This is a genomic window from Streptomyces sp. MZ04, from assembly GCF_004684775.1.
GTDB lineage: Bacteria > Actinomycetota > Actinomycetes > Streptomycetales > Streptomycetaceae > Streptomyces.
Genome location: NZ_SRIC01000017.1, coordinates 1 through 16,173 on the forward strand (window position 1 = coordinate 1; position 16,173 = coordinate 16,173).

At 71.4% G+C, this 16,173-nt stretch carries 15 protein-coding genes; 9 read left to right on the top strand and 6 right to left on the bottom strand.

Going from position 1 to position 16,173, the window contains the following annotated elements; genetic code table 11:
* Positions 1–520 (bottom strand): hypothetical protein (locus tag E2651_RS06245; RefSeq protein ID WP_135329988.1); only part of this gene is annotated, 520 nt, incomplete at its 3' end.
* A 267-nt stretch (positions 521–787) separates the two neighbouring features.
* Between E2651_RS06245 and fmt the strand changes: the two genes are divergently transcribed.
* Positions 788–1,732, top strand: coding sequence for a methionyl-tRNA formyltransferase (fmt, locus tag E2651_RS06250; RefSeq protein ID WP_135329989.1), 945 nt, complete (start codon positions 788–790; stop codon positions 1,730–1,732).
* A 34-nt stretch (positions 1,733–1,766) separates the two neighbouring features.
* Entirely contained in the window at positions 1,767–3,215 is a 1,449-nt protein-coding gene (locus E2651_RS06255; protein WP_135329990.1) for a transcription antitermination factor NusB, read from the top strand.
* On the opposite strand, the gene E2651_RS06260 is transcribed toward E2651_RS06255, so the two are convergent.
* A complete protein-coding gene (locus E2651_RS06260; protein WP_135329991.1) occupies positions 3,189–5,417 on the bottom strand; it encodes an MMPL family transporter in 2,229 nt (742 codons plus the stop codon). The two genes, E2651_RS06255 and E2651_RS06260, sit on opposite strands and share 27 nt — an antisense overlap.
* A gap of 132 nt (positions 5,418–5,549) precedes the next feature.
* Here E2651_RS06260 and rpe point away from each other — a divergent pair, with 132 nt between their 5' ends.
* From rpe to E2651_RS06285, 5 genes are all read left to right on the top strand, one after another.
* The gene (gene rpe / locus E2651_RS06265; RefSeq protein WP_135329992.1) at positions 5,550–6,236 is read left to right on the top strand and encodes a ribulose-phosphate 3-epimerase; all 687 of its coding nucleotides are present in this window, start codon (positions 5,550–5,552) and stop codon (positions 6,234–6,236) included.
* Positions 6,237–6,394: 158 nt separating this feature from the next.
* A complete protein-coding gene (locus E2651_RS06270; protein ID WP_135329993.1) occupies positions 6,395–7,441 on the top strand; it encodes a sugar-binding domain-containing protein in 1,047 nt (348 codons plus the stop codon).
* A 17-nt stretch (positions 7,442–7,458) separates the two neighbouring features.
* Positions 7,459–7,845, top strand: coding sequence for a ribonuclease domain-containing protein (locus tag E2651_RS06275; protein WP_245238609.1), 387 nt, complete (start codon positions 7,459–7,461; stop codon positions 7,843–7,845).
* Positions 7,842–8,225 carry a barstar family protein gene (locus E2651_RS06280; protein ID WP_135329994.1) on the top strand — a complete coding sequence of 128 codons (384 nt, stop codon included), beginning with the start codon at positions 7,842–7,844 and terminating at the stop codon, positions 8,223–8,225. Before E2651_RS06275 ends, E2651_RS06280 begins: the two co-directional genes overlap by 4 nt.
* 173 nt (positions 8,226–8,398) lie before the next feature.
* Entirely contained in the window at positions 8,399–9,841 is a 1,443-nt protein-coding gene (locus E2651_RS06285) for a GuaB1 family IMP dehydrogenase-related protein (RefSeq protein WP_135329995.1), read from the top strand.
* 70 nt (positions 9,842–9,911) lie between these two features.
* Here the strand turns inward: E2651_RS06285 and E2651_RS06290 are convergent, their stop codons facing one another.
* Complete coding sequence (locus E2651_RS06290; RefSeq protein ID WP_135329996.1) at positions 9,912–10,727, bottom strand: NAD(P)H-binding protein; 816 nt, start codon at positions 10,725–10,727, stop codon at positions 9,912–9,914.
* A gap of 116 nt (positions 10,728–10,843) precedes the next feature.
* Between E2651_RS06290 and E2651_RS06295 the strand changes: the two genes are divergently transcribed.
* Positions 10,844–11,272: a helix-turn-helix domain-containing protein gene (locus E2651_RS06295; protein WP_135329997.1), complete on the top strand. Its 429-nt coding sequence runs from the start codon at positions 10,844–10,846 to the stop codon at positions 11,270–11,272.
* Here E2651_RS06295 and E2651_RS06300 read toward each other — a convergent pair.
* From E2651_RS06300 to E2651_RS06310, 3 genes are all read right to left on the bottom strand, one after another.
* Entirely contained in the window at positions 11,248–12,333 is a 1,086-nt protein-coding gene (locus tag E2651_RS06300) for a GDSL-type esterase/lipase family protein (RefSeq protein WP_135329998.1), read from the bottom strand. The genes E2651_RS06295 and E2651_RS06300 overlap by 25 nt on opposite strands.
* Positions 12,334–12,475: 142 nt before the next feature.
* Positions 12,476–13,282, bottom strand: coding sequence for an SDR family oxidoreductase (locus E2651_RS06305; protein WP_135329999.1), 807 nt, complete (start codon positions 13,280–13,282; stop codon positions 12,476–12,478).
* On the bottom strand, positions 13,279–14,394 hold the full coding sequence (locus E2651_RS06310; RefSeq protein ID WP_135330000.1) for an LLM class flavin-dependent oxidoreductase: 1,116 nt from the start codon (positions 14,392–14,394) through the stop codon (positions 13,279–13,281). The genes E2651_RS06305 and E2651_RS06310 overlap by 4 nt, the downstream gene beginning before the upstream one ends.
* Positions 14,395–14,701: 307 nt before the next feature.
* On the opposite strand from E2651_RS06310, the gene E2651_RS06315 reads away from it, so the two are divergent.
* Entirely contained in the window at positions 14,702–16,171 is a 1,470-nt protein-coding gene (locus E2651_RS06315) for an amino acid permease (RefSeq protein WP_135330001.1), read from the top strand.
* The last annotated feature ends 2 nt before the right edge of the window (positions 16,172–16,173 follow it).

Sequence of the window (16,173 nt, forward strand, 5' to 3'; positions counted from 1 at the left end):
CGCGGAGGGCGGGGCTGCCTGCCGTCGGCTGGGTCGGCATCGCGCGGGCCGCGGGGACCGAGGGCACCGAGGGAAGCGGAGCGCCGACCGGGACCGGCGGCCGGGCGGCCGCGGCCGCGGTTGACGGTGCTGCCTCAGTGGCGCGCTCCGCCTCGGCGGCCGCCTGCGTCGTGGCCCTGCGGGCTCCGTAACGGCGGTGCACCGCCTGCTTGGTGACCCCGAGGGCCGAGCCCACCGCGTCCCACGAGAACCCGAGCGAGCGGTCGAAGTCCACCGCGGCGGTCACCAGCGTCTCGACGCTGTCCCGCAGTTCCTGGGCGAGGCGGACGGTCGGGGCGGGGGCCCGCCCGTACACGACGAAGCCCGCGGACGGGCTGGAGCGGCGCGGGCGGTAGACGTTGCCGAGCTGGGCGGTGAGGGTGCGCAGTGCGTCCACCTGCCGGCGGACCCGCTCGATGTCCCGCACCAGGAGGTGCAGGCTGGCCCGTGCCTGGGCGTCGTGGGTTGCGTGGTCGGCCATGAACAAGCCTCTCGAACCGGCGTTGAAAAGGATCGGGCCGCATCCGCGGCCCGCTGTGGTCAACTCTTTCTTGACCAACGCGCTAGTTCGTGAGGGGTCACGGTGCAGGGGCGTATGCGCATATGCACAGGGCGCGCGTCCACGCGTACGCCCCCAGGGGGATGTGCCACCGCTCGGGCGGGCGCCCCGAGGAGAGCGGCCGGGGGAAGCGGCTCATAGACTGGTGCGCTCCCGTCACGTTCCCGCCCGAGAGGCCGACAGCCACCGATGAAGCTCGTCTTCGCAGGCACCCCCGAAGTCGCCGTCCCCGCCCTGGACGCCCTGATCGCCTCCGGCCGGCACGAGGTGGCCGCCGTCGTCACGCGCCCCGACGCCCCCGCGGGCCGTGGCCGCAGGCTCGTCGCGAGCCCGGTCGCGCAGCGCGCGGAGGAGGCCGGCATCGAGGTCCTCAAGCCCGTGAAGCCGCGTGACGAAGCGTTTCTGGCGCGGCTGCGGGAGATCGCGCCCGACTGCTGCCCCGTCGTGGCGTACGGTGCGCTGCTGCCGAAGGTCGCCCTGGACGTGCCGGCCCGCGGCTGGGTCAATCTGCACTTCTCGCTGCTGCCTGCCTGGCGCGGAGCCGCGCCCGTGCAGCACGCGGTGATGGCGGGAGATGAGATCACGGGCGCTTCCACCTTCCTGATCGAGCAGGGGCTCGACTCCGGGCCGGTGTACGGGACCGTCACCGAGGTCGTCCGGCCCACCGACACCAGCGGTGACCTGCTCACCCGCCTCGCCTTCGCGGGCGCCGGGCTGCTCGTCGCCACCATGGACGGCATCGAGGACGGCTCCCTGAAGGCCGTGCCGCAGCCCGCCGACGGCGTCACCCTCGCGCCGAAGATCACCGTCGAGGACGCCCAGGTGGACTGGGCGGCCCCGGCCCTGCGCGTCGACCGCGTGGTGCGCGCCTGCACGCCCGCGCCCGGTGCCTGGACCGTCTTCCGCGAGGAGCGGCTGAAGATCATCCAGGCCGCGCTCGTTCCGGACCGCACCGACCTGGCGCCCGGTGAGCTCTTCGCCGCCAAGAACAATGTGTACGTCGGCTCCGGCTCGCACGCCGTGGAGCTGCTCTGGGTCCAGCCGCAGGGCAAGAAGCCGATGCGCGGCGCCGACTGGGCGCGCGGGGTGCGGATCGCCCCCGGCGAGCGGGTCGGCGCCACCGACGTACGCTGAACGAATACGCCTCACCACCATCAGCGGAGCACCTTTGAACGACCAGCCAGGCCGGCCTCCCCGCAAGCAGGGGAAGCCCGGCAAGCCCCACCGCCGCCCCAAGAAGGACCCCGTACGCTTCCTCGCCTTCGAGGCGCTGCGGGCCGTCGACGAACGCGACGCGTACGCGAACCTCGTCCTGCCGCCGCTGCTGCGCAAGGCCCGCGACAAGGGCGATTTCGACGCGCGTGACGCGGCGCTCGCCACCGAGTTGGTCTACGGGACGCTGCGCAGGCAGGGAACGTACGACGCGATCGTGGCGGCCTGCATCGACCGGCCGCTGCGGGAGGTCGATCCGCCGGTCCTGGATGTGCTGAACATGGGGGTGCATCAGCTGCTCGGGACGAGGATCCCGACGCACGCCGCCGTCTCCGCATCCGTCGAGCTGGCGCGCGTCGTCCTCGGGGACGGGCGGGCCAAGTTCGTCAACGCGGTGCTCCGCAAGGTCGCCGCCGACGATCTCGACGGGTGGCTGGAGAAGGTCGCGCCGCCCTACGACGAGGACGCCGAGGAGCATCTCGCCGTCGTCCACTCGCACCCCCGCTGGGTCGTCTCGGCGCTCTGGGACTCGCTGGGCGGCGGACGGGCCGGGATCGAGGACCTCCTCGAGGCCGACAACGAACGGCCCGAGGTGACGCTCGTGGCCCGCCCCGGCCGCTCCACCGCCGACGAACTGCTCGACGCCGTCGGCGAGGAGTCCGCGCTGCCGGGCCGCTGGTCGCCGTACGCCGTGCGGCTCAGCGAGGGCGGCGAGCCCGGTGCGATCGAGGCCGTGCGCGAGGGGAACGCGGGCGTCCAGGACGAGGGCAGCCAGCTGGTCGCCGTCGCCCTCGCGAACGCACCGCTGGAAGGGCGCGACGAGAAGTGGCTTGACGGCTGCGCAGGGCCCGGCGGCAAGGCCGCCATGCTCGCCGGTCTGGCCTCCCAGCGCGGCGCGGCCGTGCTGGCCGCCGAGAAGCAGCCGCACCGGGCCCGCCTCGTCGCACAGGCGCTGCGCGGCAACCCCGGCCCGTATCAGGTCATCGCCGCCGACGGCACCCGGCCGCCGTGGCAGCCCGGCACCTTCGACCGGGTCCTGATGGACGTGCCCTGCACGGGACTCGGCGCCCTGCGCCGCCGCCCCGAGGCCCGTTGGCGGCGCCGCCCGGAGGACCTCGACGGCTTCGCGCCGCTCCAACGCGGGCTGCTGCGCACGGCGTTGGAGTCCGTACGGGTCGGCGGCGTCGTCGGCTACGCGACCTGTTCACCGCATCTCGCGGAGACGCGTGCCGTCGTGGACGACGTGCTGAAGCACCTCGACGGTGCCGCGGGTGCCGAACTCATCGACGCGCGCCCGCTGTTGCCCGGCGTCCCCGCGCTCGGCGAAGGGCCCGACATCCAGCTGTGGCCGCATCTGCACGGCACGGACGCGATGTACCTAGCGCTGATCCGGCGCACCGCCTGAGCCCGCCGCCTGACCGCCTGAGTCCGCCGCACGACCGCCTGAGCCCGCCGCCTGGGCAGGGACCGCCGGGTCCTTGCTCAGGGGGTGCGGCCACCACACCTTCGGGCCCACGTCCAGGAACAACGCGGTGACCAGGACGGACCGCACGATGAAGGTGTCGATCAGGACGCCGAGCGCGACCGCGAAGCCGATCTCGGCGAACGCCACCATCGGGAGCGTGCCGAGCGCGGCGAAGGTGCCCGCGAGGACGAGGCCCGCCGATGTGATCACCGCGCCGGTCGCGGCGAGGCCCGTCACCACGCCCGCACGGGTGCCCTGACGGCCCGCTTCCTCACGGACGCGGGTCGACAGGAAGATGTTGTAGTCGATGCCGAGCGCCACCAGGAACACGAAGACGAAGAGCGGGAAGTCCGTCGACTCGCCCGCGTAGTCGAAGATGTACCGGAAGGCGAGCGCGCTGAGGCCCAGCGCGGCGGAGAAGGACAGCACGACCGTCCCGATCAGCAGCAGCGGCGCGACAAGGGCCCGCAGCAGCACGCAGAGGATCATCAGGACGACCACCAGGACGAGCGGGATGACCAGCTTGTTGTCGTGGGTGGTCGCGGTGTCCATGTCGAGCAGTGCGGCCGTGCCGCCGCCCACCATCGCGTCCGCGTCGGGCACGGCGTGCACCGCGTCGCGGACCCGCTCCACGGTCTGCTTGGCGGCCTCGCTGTCGGCCGGGTCGGTCGGGGTCGCCTCGAACAGGACCCGGCCGTCGGCCTCCGCCTTCGACCCCGGTGGCACGCCGATGCTCGCCGGATCGATGCCGCGCGTCGCCGCGACGGCGCGTCCCACCGCCTCGCCCTGTTCCGTGTTCGACACGATCACCAGCGGGTCGCCGCTGCCCGCCGGGAAGTACTCGGCCTGCAGCTCCTGGCCCACGATCGAGTCGGGCTTCTCCGTGAACGCGTCCGCGTTGCTGAGCCCCTCGGCCCGCAGCTGCGTCAGGCCGAACGCCATCGCCGCCAGGGCCACCGCCGTGACGCTCCAGGTCAGCCGGGGCCTGCCGGCGATACGGCGGCCCGTGCGGGCCCAGACGCCGTGCTCGGTGGGCTCGTCCGAACCGACGTGCGGGATCAGCGGCCAGAACAGCCACCGGCCGCAGACCACCAGGAGGGCGGGGAAGAGCGACAGCATCGCGAGGAGGGCCACCGCGACGCCGATGGCGGCGACCGGGCCGAGGCCCCGCGTCGAGTTCATGTCGGCGGTCAGCAGGACCAGCATGCTCAGGACGACCGTGGCGCCCGACGCGATGACCGCGGGCCCCGCCCGGTGCAGGGCGAGCTGCATCGCCTCGTGCCGGTCCTCGTGGCGGCGCAGCTCCTCGCGGTACCGGGCGACCAGGAGCAGGGCATAGTCCGTCCCCGCGCCGAAGACGAGGACCGTGAGGATGCCGGCGCTCTGGCCGTTGACCGTCAGACCCGCGTACTCCGCAAGGAGATAGATCAGCGCCTGCGCGGCGAACAGCGAGACGACCACGGAGATCAGGGGCACGAGCAGCAGGATCGGGCTGCGGTACGTGATCAGCAGGATCACGATGACGACGGCGCCGGCCGAGATCAGCAGCGTCGAGTCGATGCCCTCGAACGCCTCGGAGAAGTCCGCCGACGTACCTCCCGGCCCGGTGATGCGCACCGCGAGCCCGCCCGAACCCTCGCCCACCCGCTCACGGATGGAGTCGACGGCGGGCGCGATCCGCTCCCAGCCCTTCTCGTCCATCGTGATGGGTACGAAGATCTGGGCCGCCTCGGCGCTGTTCGGGTCCTTCGTGTCGAAGACGGGGCCGCGGGTCTCCGCGCCGCGGATGCCGTGCGCGCGCAGCTCCTTGAGCTCGGTGACGTCCTCGGCGATCTGCGCGCGGTCCTGCGCGGTCAGCCCGCCTTCGCGGGCGTACACGACGACCGCGGGAATCTGCTCGGGCCTGAAGTCCTCGGAGATTTCCAGGACTTGGGTGGACTCGGCGGAGCCGGGCAGCCAGGACGAGGCCTGGTTGTCCTGGGCGTCCGTGAGCTTCTGGGCGAGCGGCGCCGCGACGACGATCGCCACCAGCCAGAACAGCACCACAAGCCACTTGGTGCGCCTCCCGCACACCATCCAGGCCACGCCGCGGCCCGCCTGGCGCTGTGCTCCCGGCTGCTTGTCCGTCCGCTCGTCCGGCATGGCTACCCCCGCTGCCCCGCGTCGTGCCGGTGGACCGACCAGCATGGCACGCGGTCCATGGTCAAGAGGGCCTCTCGGCTCACGCTACGGACGGCGGTGAGCAACGGGCGCCGGGCATGGCAGGCTTGGGGCATGGCCGTGCAGATCAACCCCAGCATCCTGTCCGCGGATTTCGCCCGTCTTGCCGAGGAGGCAAAGGCGGTCGAAGGTGCCGACTGGCTCCATGTCGACGTCATGGACAACCACTTCGTCCCTAACCTCACCCTGGGGGTGCCGGTCGTAGAGTCCTTGGCCCGTGCGACGGAGACGCCGCTGGACTGCCATCTGATGATCGAGGACCCCGATCGCTGGGCTCCCCAGTACGTAGAAGCGGGCGCCGGATCCGTCACCTTTCACGCGGAGGCGGCTGCCGCGCCCGTCCGCCTGGCCCGTGAGATCCGCGCCAAGGGCGCCCGCGCCTCCATGGGGCTGAAGCCCGCGACGCCCATCGAGCCGTACGAGGATCTGCTCCCCGAGCTCGACATGCTGCTGATCATGACGGTCGAGCCCGGATTCGGCGGGCAGGCGTTTCTCGACATCATGCTGCCGAAGATTCGCCGGACCCGCGAGTTGATCAGCAAGCACGGTCTCGAACTCTGGCTCCAGGTGGACGGCGGCGTCTCGGCCGCGACCATCGAGCGCTGCGCCGACGCGGGAGCCGACGTCTTCGTCGCCGGTTCCGCGGTCTACGGGGCGAAGGACCCGGCGGCGGCGGTACGTGCATTGCGCAGCCAAGCGGCCGACTCGACCGCGGCGGCGGCATGGGCATGCAGCCACTGAGCCACGGGAACGTGAACGCAGTCCTTCAGGGCTGATCAAGCACGCCGGATCTGCAAGGATGAACGGCGAACCCAGGTTGCGCTGCGGCAACGCGCTCGATTCCGCAGCAACACGCGTGAAGCCGCAGAAATGCGTGTGAATGTGTGAACGACAATTGAGTGAATGACAGTGAGGAGATCGTCGTGTCGACGGGCGGCCGGTCAGCCATGCGGATGGGACCCGCGGAGCTGGTGCAGGCGGCGGCCATGGCCCGCCGCTTCTATCTCGAGGGCAAGTCCAAGATCCAGATCGCCGAGGAGTTCGGCGTCAGCCGCTTCAAGGTGGCCCGGGTCCTGGAGACCGCGCTCGAGCGTGATCTCGTACGGATCGAGATCCGTGTGCCCGCGGAGCTGGACGCCGAGCGCTCGGACGCGCTGCGCGCCCGCTACGGCCTGCGGCACGCGGTCGTCGTGGAGTCGCCGGCTCCCACCGAGGAGATCGACGATTCCCCCGACCCCGAGAACCTCGGCGAGGTCGCGGCCGATCTGCTCGGCGAGCTGGTCACCGAGGGCGATGTGCTCGGCCTCGCGTGGGGCCGCTCGACCATCCACATGGCGGCCGCGCTCGACCAGCTGCCGCCGTGCACGGTCGTGCAGTTGACGGGTGTGTACGACGCCGGGACCGCCGAGCGCGGTTCGGTCGAGGCCGTGCGGCGAGCCGCGCAGGTCTCGGGCGGCGAGGCCCACCCGATCTACGCGCCGATGCTCCTTCCCGACCCCGCCACGGCCGCCGCGCTGCGGAACCAGACCGGGATCGCGCGGGCGTTTGAGTACTTCGACAAGGTCACCGTCGCCGCCGTCTCCATCGGCTCCTGGGAGCCGGGTATCTCGACGGTGCACGACATGCTCTCGGACGAGGAGCGTGCGCATTACGCCTCGCTGGGTGTGGCCGCTGAGATGTCCGCGCACCTCTTCGACGCCGAGGGGCGTCGGGTCGGGCGGGATCTGGGGGAGCGGTGCATCACTGTCGAAGCCGACCGGCTTCGACGGATTCCTGAGGTCGTGGCGATTGCCGGGGGGCAGCGGAAGGCCGCCGCCATTGACGCGGTGCTGCGGTCTGGGCTTGTGACCAGCCTCGTCACGGATACCGCTGCCGCCGATCAGTTGTTGGTCATGGGGCCGACGCCGCATCCTGCGTTGGATCGGGCGGATCCGGACGGTAGTTGATTGGCTGCGGGCGCTCCGTGGCTGGTCGCGCAGTTCCCCGCGCCCCTTCGGGGCACTGGCCCCGCGTCCTGGCGGCGTTGCTTGTCTGTCTCGCCGTCCTCGTCAGCGGGTGCTCCTCGGGCGGCGGCATGGACACCGTCCATGCCGCTCGGCTGCCCCCCGAGGCCCGGCGGACCTTGCGGCTCATCGATGACGGTGGGCCGTTTCCGTATGCCAAGGACGGGGCCGTCTTCGGGAACTTCGAGGGCGAGTTGCCCAAGCAGCCGCGCGGCTACTACCACGAGTACACCGTGCGCACCCCCGGCGAACGTGACCGTGGCGCGCGCCGGATCGTCACCGGGAGCGGCGACGAGATCTACTACACCGACGACCACTACGCGTCCTTCAAGGCGGTACTGAGATGACGTCCGAACCCCTCGTGCCCCTGCTCGACGCCGCGCGCGGCGCCGGTCTGAGCACCGTCTCGCTCGATCTGAGCGGCGTGAGCGACAAGCGGGCGTTCATGGACCGCTGTGCCCGCGCGCTCGATCTGCCCGACTGGTTCGGGCACAACTGGGACGCGCTCGCCGACTGCCTCACCGACCTGCCGCGGGTGCCGTCCGGGCCCGGCCTCCTGCTGGTCGTCTCCGGCTGGCAGGCGTACGCGGAGGCCGCGCCCCAGGAGTGGATCGTCGCCCAGGAGGTGTTCACCGACGCGGTGGCGTACGCGCGTGAGCGGAGCACCGGCCTGGAGATCATTCTCGCGTTCGGGCCCGCGGTCACCACGGAGCGTGGCGGGGCGTGAGCCGAGCGTTCCGCTTGTGGGGGTCACTTGGACGATCCGACCAGGGGTCCCGTGACCTGCCTGGGTGATCATCCCAGGCGGTTCGACCCCCAGGGCATGGGACACTGAAGTACGTGCTTTTCCCCCGGCTGACTGTCCGGGGGCCACCTCTGATCGACTGGGATGAGCAGCACGTGCGCTTCCTCAATGACATCCAGCCTGCGTACGACCTGACGTACGACGACGTCTTCATGGTGCCGAGGCGCTCCGCCGTCGGCTCGCGTCAGGGCGTAGACCTTTCGTCGCCGGACGGCACCGGCACCACGATCCCGCTGGTCGTCGCCAACATGACCGCGATCGCCGGCCGCCGCATGGCCGAGACCGTCGCCCGCCGCGGTGGTCTCGTCGTGATCCCGCAGGACATTCCGATCGAGGTCGTCACCGACGTCATCGCCTGGGTCAAGACGCGTCACCACGTCCTGGACACCCCGATCGTGCTGGCCCCCCACCAGACCGTCGCGGACGCGCTCGCCCTGCTGCCCAAGCGCGCGCACAACGCCGGTGTCGTCGTGGACGAGGGCCAGCGGCCGGTCGGCGTCGTCACCGACACGGACCTGAACGGCGTGGACCGCTTCACCCAGCTCTCCGAGGTCATGTCCAGGGACCTCGTGCTGCTCGACGCGGACATCGACCCGCGCGACGCCTTCAACAAGCTGGACCACGCGAACCGCCGCTACGCCCCCGCCGTGGACAAGGACGGCCGCCTCGCCGGCATCCTGACCCGCACGGGCGCCCTGCGCGCGACCCTCTACTCGCCCGCCCTCGACGTCAACGGCAAGCTGCGCATCGCCGCCGCCGTCGGCATCAACGGCGACGTCGCGGCCAAGGCCAAGCAGCTCCTCGACGCGGGCGCGGACACGATCGTCGTGGACACCGCGCACGGTCACCAGGAGTCGATGATCGCCGCGGTCAAGGCCGTGCGCGGGCTCGACCCGCAGGTGCCGATCGTCGCGGGCAACATCGTCGCCGCCGAGGGCGTCCGGGACCTCATCGAGGCCGGTGCCGACATCATCAAGGTGGGTGTCGGTCCCGGCGCCATGTGCACCACGCGCATGATGACCGGCGTCGGCCGCCCGCAGTTCTCCGCGGTGCTCGAATGCGCCGCCGAGGCCAAGAAGTTCGGCAAGCACGTGTGGGCCGACGGCGGTGTCCGTCACCCGCGTGACGTCGCGATGGCGCTGGCCGCCGGTGCGTCGAACGTCATGATCGGTTCGTGGTTCGCGGGTACGTACGAGTCCCCGGGCGACCTGCAGCAGGACGCCAACGGCCGCCTCTACAAGGAGTCGTTCGGCATGGCGTCGGCGCGTGCGGTGAAGAACCGCACGAGCGAGGAGTCGGCCTACGACCGTGCCCGCAAGGCGCTCTTCGAGGAGGGCATCTCGACCTCCCGGATGTTCCTCGACCCGGAGCGTCCCGGTGTCGAGGATCTGATCGACTCGATCATCGCGGGCGTTCGTTCCTCTTGCACGTACGCCGGTGCGGGCTCGCTCGAGGAGTTCGCCGAGCGGGCCACTGTAGGTGTGCAGAGCGCTGCGGGTTACGCGGAGGGCAAGCCGCTTCACGCCAGCTGGAGCTAGGCGCTCCGCGGGGAACTGCGCCATTCGACTGCGGCCGCGTCGTGGCTTGTCGCGCAGTTCCCCGCGCCCCTCAGGAACCCTGCAGCGCAGCCCTGTACGCCTCGATCGGCGGGCGGGGCTGCCTGCCCAGCAGGGTGCGCAGTGCGCCGCGGTCCTCGACCCCCGTGCCGTCCAGGAAACCCCCGGCTATCGCCGAGTACGTGCTCAGGAGCATCGGTATCTGGAAGGGCAGTGCCTGGGCTGCCGCGGTGATCGCCTCGCGGGTCGCGGCGAGTGTGCCGGGTTCGTACGCACCGTGGATCGCCTCCGCCAAGTCCTTTCCTCCCAGGGCCTGTTCGCCGATCAGTTCGTACGTGCGGCCCGCGTGCGGGGCCGGATCCGTCGCCACCCGTGCCGCGACCTCGGCCAGGTCATCGCGTGCCACGGCGGCCAGCCGGCCGTCGCCCAGGGGTGCGGCGATGGTGCCGTCGGGGCCCGGTGCCGCGATGGCGGCCAGGAACTCCGCGTACAGGCCGTTGCGCAGGATCGTCCAGTTCATCGACGAGCGGCGCAGTCTGCGTTCGGTCCAGCGGTGCGCGAGTGCGTACGTCAGGTGGTCGCCGTCGCCGCTGAGGCTGGTGTAGACGAGGTGCCGCACGCCCGCCTTCTCCGCGGCGGAGATCGCGGCCTCGTGGCGGGCGACGACCACGTCGTCCTCGGCGGCCCCCGCGGAGATGACCAGGAGCGTGTCCACGCCGCCGAAGTCCAGGGACGCCGGATCGTCGAAGTCGACGCGGCGGCCGCCGGGAGCGGGGGCGCGGCTGCCGATGACGACGTCGGCGCGGTCCGCGAGGCGGGCGGTGACGAGCTTGCCGAGGGCGCCAGTGGCGCCGGTGATCATGAGCATGGGAAGGTTCCCCCGTGGTGAGTGGTTGTGTTGGTGCTTGTGCTTGTGCTTGTGCTTGTGCTTGTGCTTGTGACCATGGTGATCGGCGGCGCGCCGCCGCGTAAGGAGGCACTTTCATGTCAGCAGGGCACACGGCGGTAACCACCCCGCCGGCTCCTGAGGCGGTTGTCGAGCCGGTGATCCGCTGTGAGACCCCGCAGGACGAGTGCGGGGTGCGGGACGTCCTGGACCGGCTCGGCGACAAGTGGTCCGTGTACGTGGTGGTCGAACTCGCCTCGGGCGTCCTGCGGTTCAAGGAGCTGCAGCGCCGGATCCACGGCGGCATCTCGCAGCGCATGCTCACCCTCACCGTGCGCCGGCTGGAACGCGACGGCCTGGTCAAGCGCACCGTCTACCCGACGATTCCGCCGCAGGTCGAGTACGAGCTGACCGAGATGGGCCACAGCCTCACCCACCTCGTCAAGGCGCTCGCCGACTGGTCCATCGGCCACCGCCCGGCCATCGCGGCCGCCCGCGAGGCCTACGACGAAGCGGCCCAGGAGTGACGCTTCAGCAGTGCTGAGGCCACCGCGTCCGCGAGTACGCCGTGGCCCGCGTCCCCCGGATGCACGCCGTCCACCAGATGCCGGGGTTCAAGGAGGCCACCGCCAGGGAGCAGCGCGGCCCCCGCGTCCTCGGCCGCCCGCTCCACCGCCGCGCGCAGCTCGGCGAGCGTGGCGCCAAGGGCGTTCGGCGTCGACTCGGCGTCCGGGCGGAGCACGGGGGAGAGGACCAGGAGGGGGGTCTCCGGGTGCCCGCGCCGCACCAGGGTCAGGAACGCCCGCGTCGTCTCGTAGAGCAGCCCCGCCGAATGCGGCGTGCGCGACCAGCAGTTCGTGCCGAACGCGACGGTGATCAAGTCGGCCTCCAGGGAGGCGAGTTGCTGCGCCGACGCGATTTCGCCGCGGGCCGCACCCGCGTACCCGAGGTTCACCGTGTCCAGGCCGAGTGCCCGCCCGGCGAGCGCGGGCCATGCCAGATGGGGGCGCGACGCCGACCAGCCCTCCGCGATGGAGTCGCCGTAGACGAGCCAGCGCGGTCGCCGTGCGGCGGGCTCGATCGTGCCGCCGCCGACGGGGCGCAGGCCGGTGAGGGCGGGGCGCAGTGTCTCCGGCAGGTGGAGGATGAAGTCGCCGTCGGGGTAAGGGAGTTCGATCCGTGCCACGTGCGAGCCCGGCGCCGCGGGGGTGTCGAAGGCGGTCTGCGCGCGGGCACCCGGCGGCGTGGACGTACCTACGGCTCGCGCGGGTGCGCCCCGCTGTGAGGGTGTGCCGGCGGCTTCCGTTCCGCTGCCCTCGACGGGGGCGCCCGCCTTCTCGCCGGAGTCCGCGAGCAGCGTGAAGACGGGCGGCGCGTTGCGGTACGAGTCCGTAACCGAGGGAGGCGAGGCGGCGTACGTCACCTCCACCGCCCGCACCCCACACACGGCGAACTCAAGCCGCACCCCGGCCGGCAGGCCCGCCCGTTCCCAGGTGTCGGCGGGCAGACGGTCCCGGTCGGTGGGGTCGGCGCGCAGTGCTCGGCCGTCCGGTGACCACCATGCGGCGCCTCGCGTGAATTCCCTCATCGTGCACCGCGTGTGGTGAGCTCGAGGCGCGCTTCGGCCGGGAGGCCCGCTCGCTCCCAGGTGTCGGCGGGCAGCCGGTCCCGGTCGGTGCGCGGGGGGTGGCCATCGCGTGCCCGCCACGCCACGCCCCGCACGAACTCCCTCACCGGGCGCCCCCGATCGTCGGGTAGGGGAACTTCACGCCGACCCCGCCGTCCACGACGAGCGTCTGTCCGGTGACGTACGAGGAGAGTGGTGAGGCGAAGAAGAGCAGGGCCGATGCGATGTCGGAGGTCTCCGCGACGCGGTTCAGCGGGGCGTTGCGGGCGTTGCGTTCGCGGCCCTCGTCGCCGATCAGGGCCGCCACCCGCGGGGTCCACACGACTCCGGGCGCCACCGCGTTGACCCGCACCCCGCGCGGGCCGTACTCCACCGCCGCCGAGCGGACCAGCGAGACCAGACCGGCCTTGGCCGCGCCGTACGCCGCGTGCAGGGGCGCCGCCGTGAGGCCCGACACCGACGCCACGAAGACCATCGGGCCGCCGCCCGCTTCGGCGAGCGCCGCGCCGCCGTACTGCACCGCCAGCCAGGCGTGCCGCAGGACCATCGAGAAGTGCCAGTCCCAGGACGCGTCGTCAAGGTCCGCCAAGGCCGTGTAGCGGGCCATGCCGACGATGTCGACGATGCCGCCGACTGCGCCCAACTCCCTTTGCGTGTAAGCGAAAAGCTCCCTCACCTCCTCGCGGCGCGTCACGTCAGCGACGTACGCGACGGAGTCCGTCTCGGCTGCGACCGCCTCCGCGCGGTCCTTGTCGACGTCCACGCACAGCAGCCGTGCCCCCGCCGCCGTGAGGGCGTGCGCGGTCTGGCGGCCGATGCCGTTGCCCGCGCCGAGCAGGACGAAGAGGCGGCCGTCCAGGCGGTGCAGGGAGGCGTAGTCGGGGACGGGGGAGGTGTCGAGCGGCGTCATCGGGACGCCAGGCGGGGCTTGTACGCCGCCAGCTCCGGGATGACTTCCTTGCCCAGGATCTCGATCGTCCGCAGGATCTCCTGATGCTCCAGATAGCCCCACTGGACGTAACAGATGAGCTGGTCGATGCCGAGGTCGGCGTAGTGCTTGGCCTTGCGGACGATGGTCTCCGCGTCGCCGATGAGGATCATGTCGCCGTCGTTGAACTCCTGGACGGGGACGCTGCCTTCGATGATCGGGGTGAGGAGGGGGAAGGTCCGCTCACGCTCCTCGGCGTTCAGGTGCGGCAGCTCCCAGTCGAGCGTGAACTGGGCGAGATTGCGGTACCACCAGGCGACCGAGTCCCAGACCCGCGGTGAGGGCCGGTCCGTGGCGTGTACGAGGGTGTACGCGCTGACGCGGTTCGTCGTGACGTCCGTGATCGGTGCCGGGGTGCGCGCCGCCTCGCGGTAGGCCCGCACCTGCCGGGCCATCGCCTCGAGCGGCTGCATGATCGAGAAGGAGAGAAGGCCGAGGCCCGCCGCGCCCGCGACCTCCGCCGAGCCGGGGGAGGTCGCCGCCATCCAGCAGGGCGGGTGCGGGTCCTGCACCGGCTTCGGGGTCACCATCCGGCGGGGGAAGGTGAAGCGCTCCGACTCGTAAGCGAAGTACTCCTCGCGCCACATCCCCGTCACGATCTCGATCGCCTCGCGCCAGTCGGACCGCGACTGTTCCCTGTTGACGCCGAATGCCGTCTGTTCCATGGGAGTTGAGCGGCCGGTGCCCCACTCCACGCGGCCCTCCGAGAGCACGTCCACCGCCGCGACCTTCTCCGCGATCCGCTGCGGCGGGGTGAAGCCGAAGGGGGTGAGCGTGACGCCGAAGCCGAGGCGGATGCGTTCGGTCAGCGCCGCGAGGTGGCCGAGCAGGACTTCCGGCGCGGGGCAGTGCGAGCGGCCCTCGCGGAAGTGGTGCTCGACCGCCCACACGGTGCGGAAGCCCACCCGGTCCGCGAGCCGGATCTGCTCCACGGCCTCGCGGTAGGCGCGCTGTTCGGCGGTGCGCTGGCCGTGCGGATGGGGTCCGTTCCAGGGCTTCGGTACGTCGATCTCGTACAGCACATCGAGGTCCATGGCCTGCTGCCTCCCTCTCGACCGGGGTGCACGATGGGGGAGATCTGACGAAGTGTCAACCACTTGCCCGAGGCTCCCGCACGCAACGGACGAAACGGACCGCGCAACGAAGACCCGCAGGAAACGGAAGTACGCAACGATCATCCGCCGCTGCGCAAGGTTGCTGCATTACGCCAGTGAAGCCGGACTCATAGAGTCATCCGCTGTACGTGGTGTGGCGGGGACCGCCTGCTCGGCGGTCCCCATCCATGCGTGGGTGCTGCCGCCGGTCCCGCCGCCCTGACCGGCAGCGATGAAGGAGCCATGCGTGCTCGACCAAGGCGCACCCCCGCAGAACCGCCCAAGCCCCCCGGGAGCCACCGGACTCGGCAGCCGTCTCATGCGGCGCAAGCCGGTGGAAGCCCTGGTCGCGGAGGGTGGCCAGGGTGAGGGCGGCTCGCTGCGGCGCTCCCTCGGCATGTGGCAGCTGACCATGATCAGCATCGGTGCCACGCTCGGCACCGGCATCTTCGTCGTCCTCGGCGCGAGCGTCCCCAAGGCCGGGCCCGCCGTCACGATCTCCTTCGTGATCGCCGGACTCACCGCCCTCTTCTCGGCCCTCTCGTACGCCGAGCTGGCGGGCTCCATACCGGTCGCCGGCTCCTCCTACTCGTACGCGTACGCAACGATGGGCGAACTCGTCGCCTGGGTCTGCGGCTGGTGCCTGGTCCTGGAGTACGGCGTGTCCGTGGCCGCCGTGGCCGTCGGCTGGGGCGAGTACCTCAACGAACTGCTCGACGGCACCATCGGCGTCACCATCCCGGACGCGCTCTCCGCGGCGCCCGGCGAGGTGGACGGCGCGATCATCAACCTGCCCGGCCTGATCGTCGTGCTGCTCGCCATGGTGTTCCTGCTCGGCGGCGCCAAGGAATCGGCGACGGCCAACACGATCATGGTCATCGTGAAGATCGCCGCGCTCGTGCTCTTCTGCACGATCGGCTTCATGGGCTTCAAGTCCGGCAACTACTCGGACTTCATGCCGCTCGGCACGGCCGGCGTCAGCGCCGCCGCCGCGAGCCTCTTCTTCTCGTACATCGGCTTCGACGCCGCATCCACCGCCGGTGAAGAGGCCAAGAACCCGCAGCGCGACCTGCCCCGCGCGATCATGCTCTCGCTGATCATCGTCACGGCCCTCTACGTCCTGGTCGCCGCCGTCGCCGTCGGCGCCTGGAACTGGAAGGACTTCGAGGGCTCCGAGGCCACGCTCGCCGCGATCATGAACGACGTCACCGGGCAGAGCATGTGGGGCACGATCCTCGCCGCCGGCGCGGTCATCTCCATCGCGTCCGTCGTCCTGACCGTCCTCTACGGCCAGACCCGCGTCCTGTTCGCCATGTCCCGCGACGGCCTGGTCCCCAAGGCGTTCGGCAAGGTCAGCAAGAAGACGGGCACGCCCCGCGTGAACACCGTCATCGTGTCGCTGTTCTGCGCCGCCCTCGCCTCGGTGATCCCGCTCGGCAAGCTCGTCGACGCCACCAGCATCGGTACGCTCTTCGCCTTCGGCCTGGTCAACATCGCCGTGATCGTGCTGCGCCGGACCCGCCCGGACATGCCGCGCACCTTCCGCGTGCCGCTCGGCTGGCTCTTCCCGGTGCTCGGCTTCGGCTTCTGCGCGTACAACATGTTCAGCCTCGACTCCATCACCTGGGTCGTGTTCGGTGTCTGGATGGCCGTCGGCCTCGTGTTCTACTTCCTGTACGGCATGAGCCGCTCCCGACTGGCCACAGCAGAGAAGTGATC

Coding starts and splice junctions, on each gene's coding strand:
- fmt (WP_135329989.1), top strand. CDS start 788: ATGAAGCTCGTCTTCGCAGGCACCCCCGAAGTCGCCGTCCCCGCCCTG.
- E2651_RS06260 (WP_135329991.1), bottom strand. CDS start 5,417: ATGCCGGACGAGCGGACGGACAAGCAGCCGGGAGCACAGCGCCAGGCG.
- rpe (WP_135329992.1), top strand. CDS start 5,550: ATGGCCGTGCAGATCAACCCCAGCATCCTGTCCGCGGATTTCGCCCGT.
- E2651_RS06280 (WP_135329994.1), top strand. CDS start 7,842: ATGACGTCCGAACCCCTCGTGCCCCTGCTCGACGCCGCGCGCGGCGCC.
- E2651_RS06290 (WP_135329996.1), bottom strand. CDS start 10,727: ATGCTCATGATCACCGGCGCCACTGGCGCCCTCGGCAAGCTCGTCACC.
- E2651_RS06295 (WP_135329997.1), top strand. CDS start 10,844: ATGTCAGCAGGGCACACGGCGGTAACCACCCCGCCGGCTCCTGAGGCG.
- E2651_RS06300 (WP_135329998.1), bottom strand. CDS start 12,333: ATGAGGGAATTCACGCGAGGCGCCGCATGGTGGTCACCGGACGGCCGA.
- E2651_RS06305 (WP_135329999.1), bottom strand. CDS start 13,282: ATGACGCCGCTCGACACCTCCCCCGTCCCCGACTACGCCTCCCTGCAC.
- E2651_RS06310 (WP_135330000.1), bottom strand. CDS start 14,394: ATGGACCTCGATGTGCTGTACGAGATCGACGTACCGAAGCCCTGGAAC.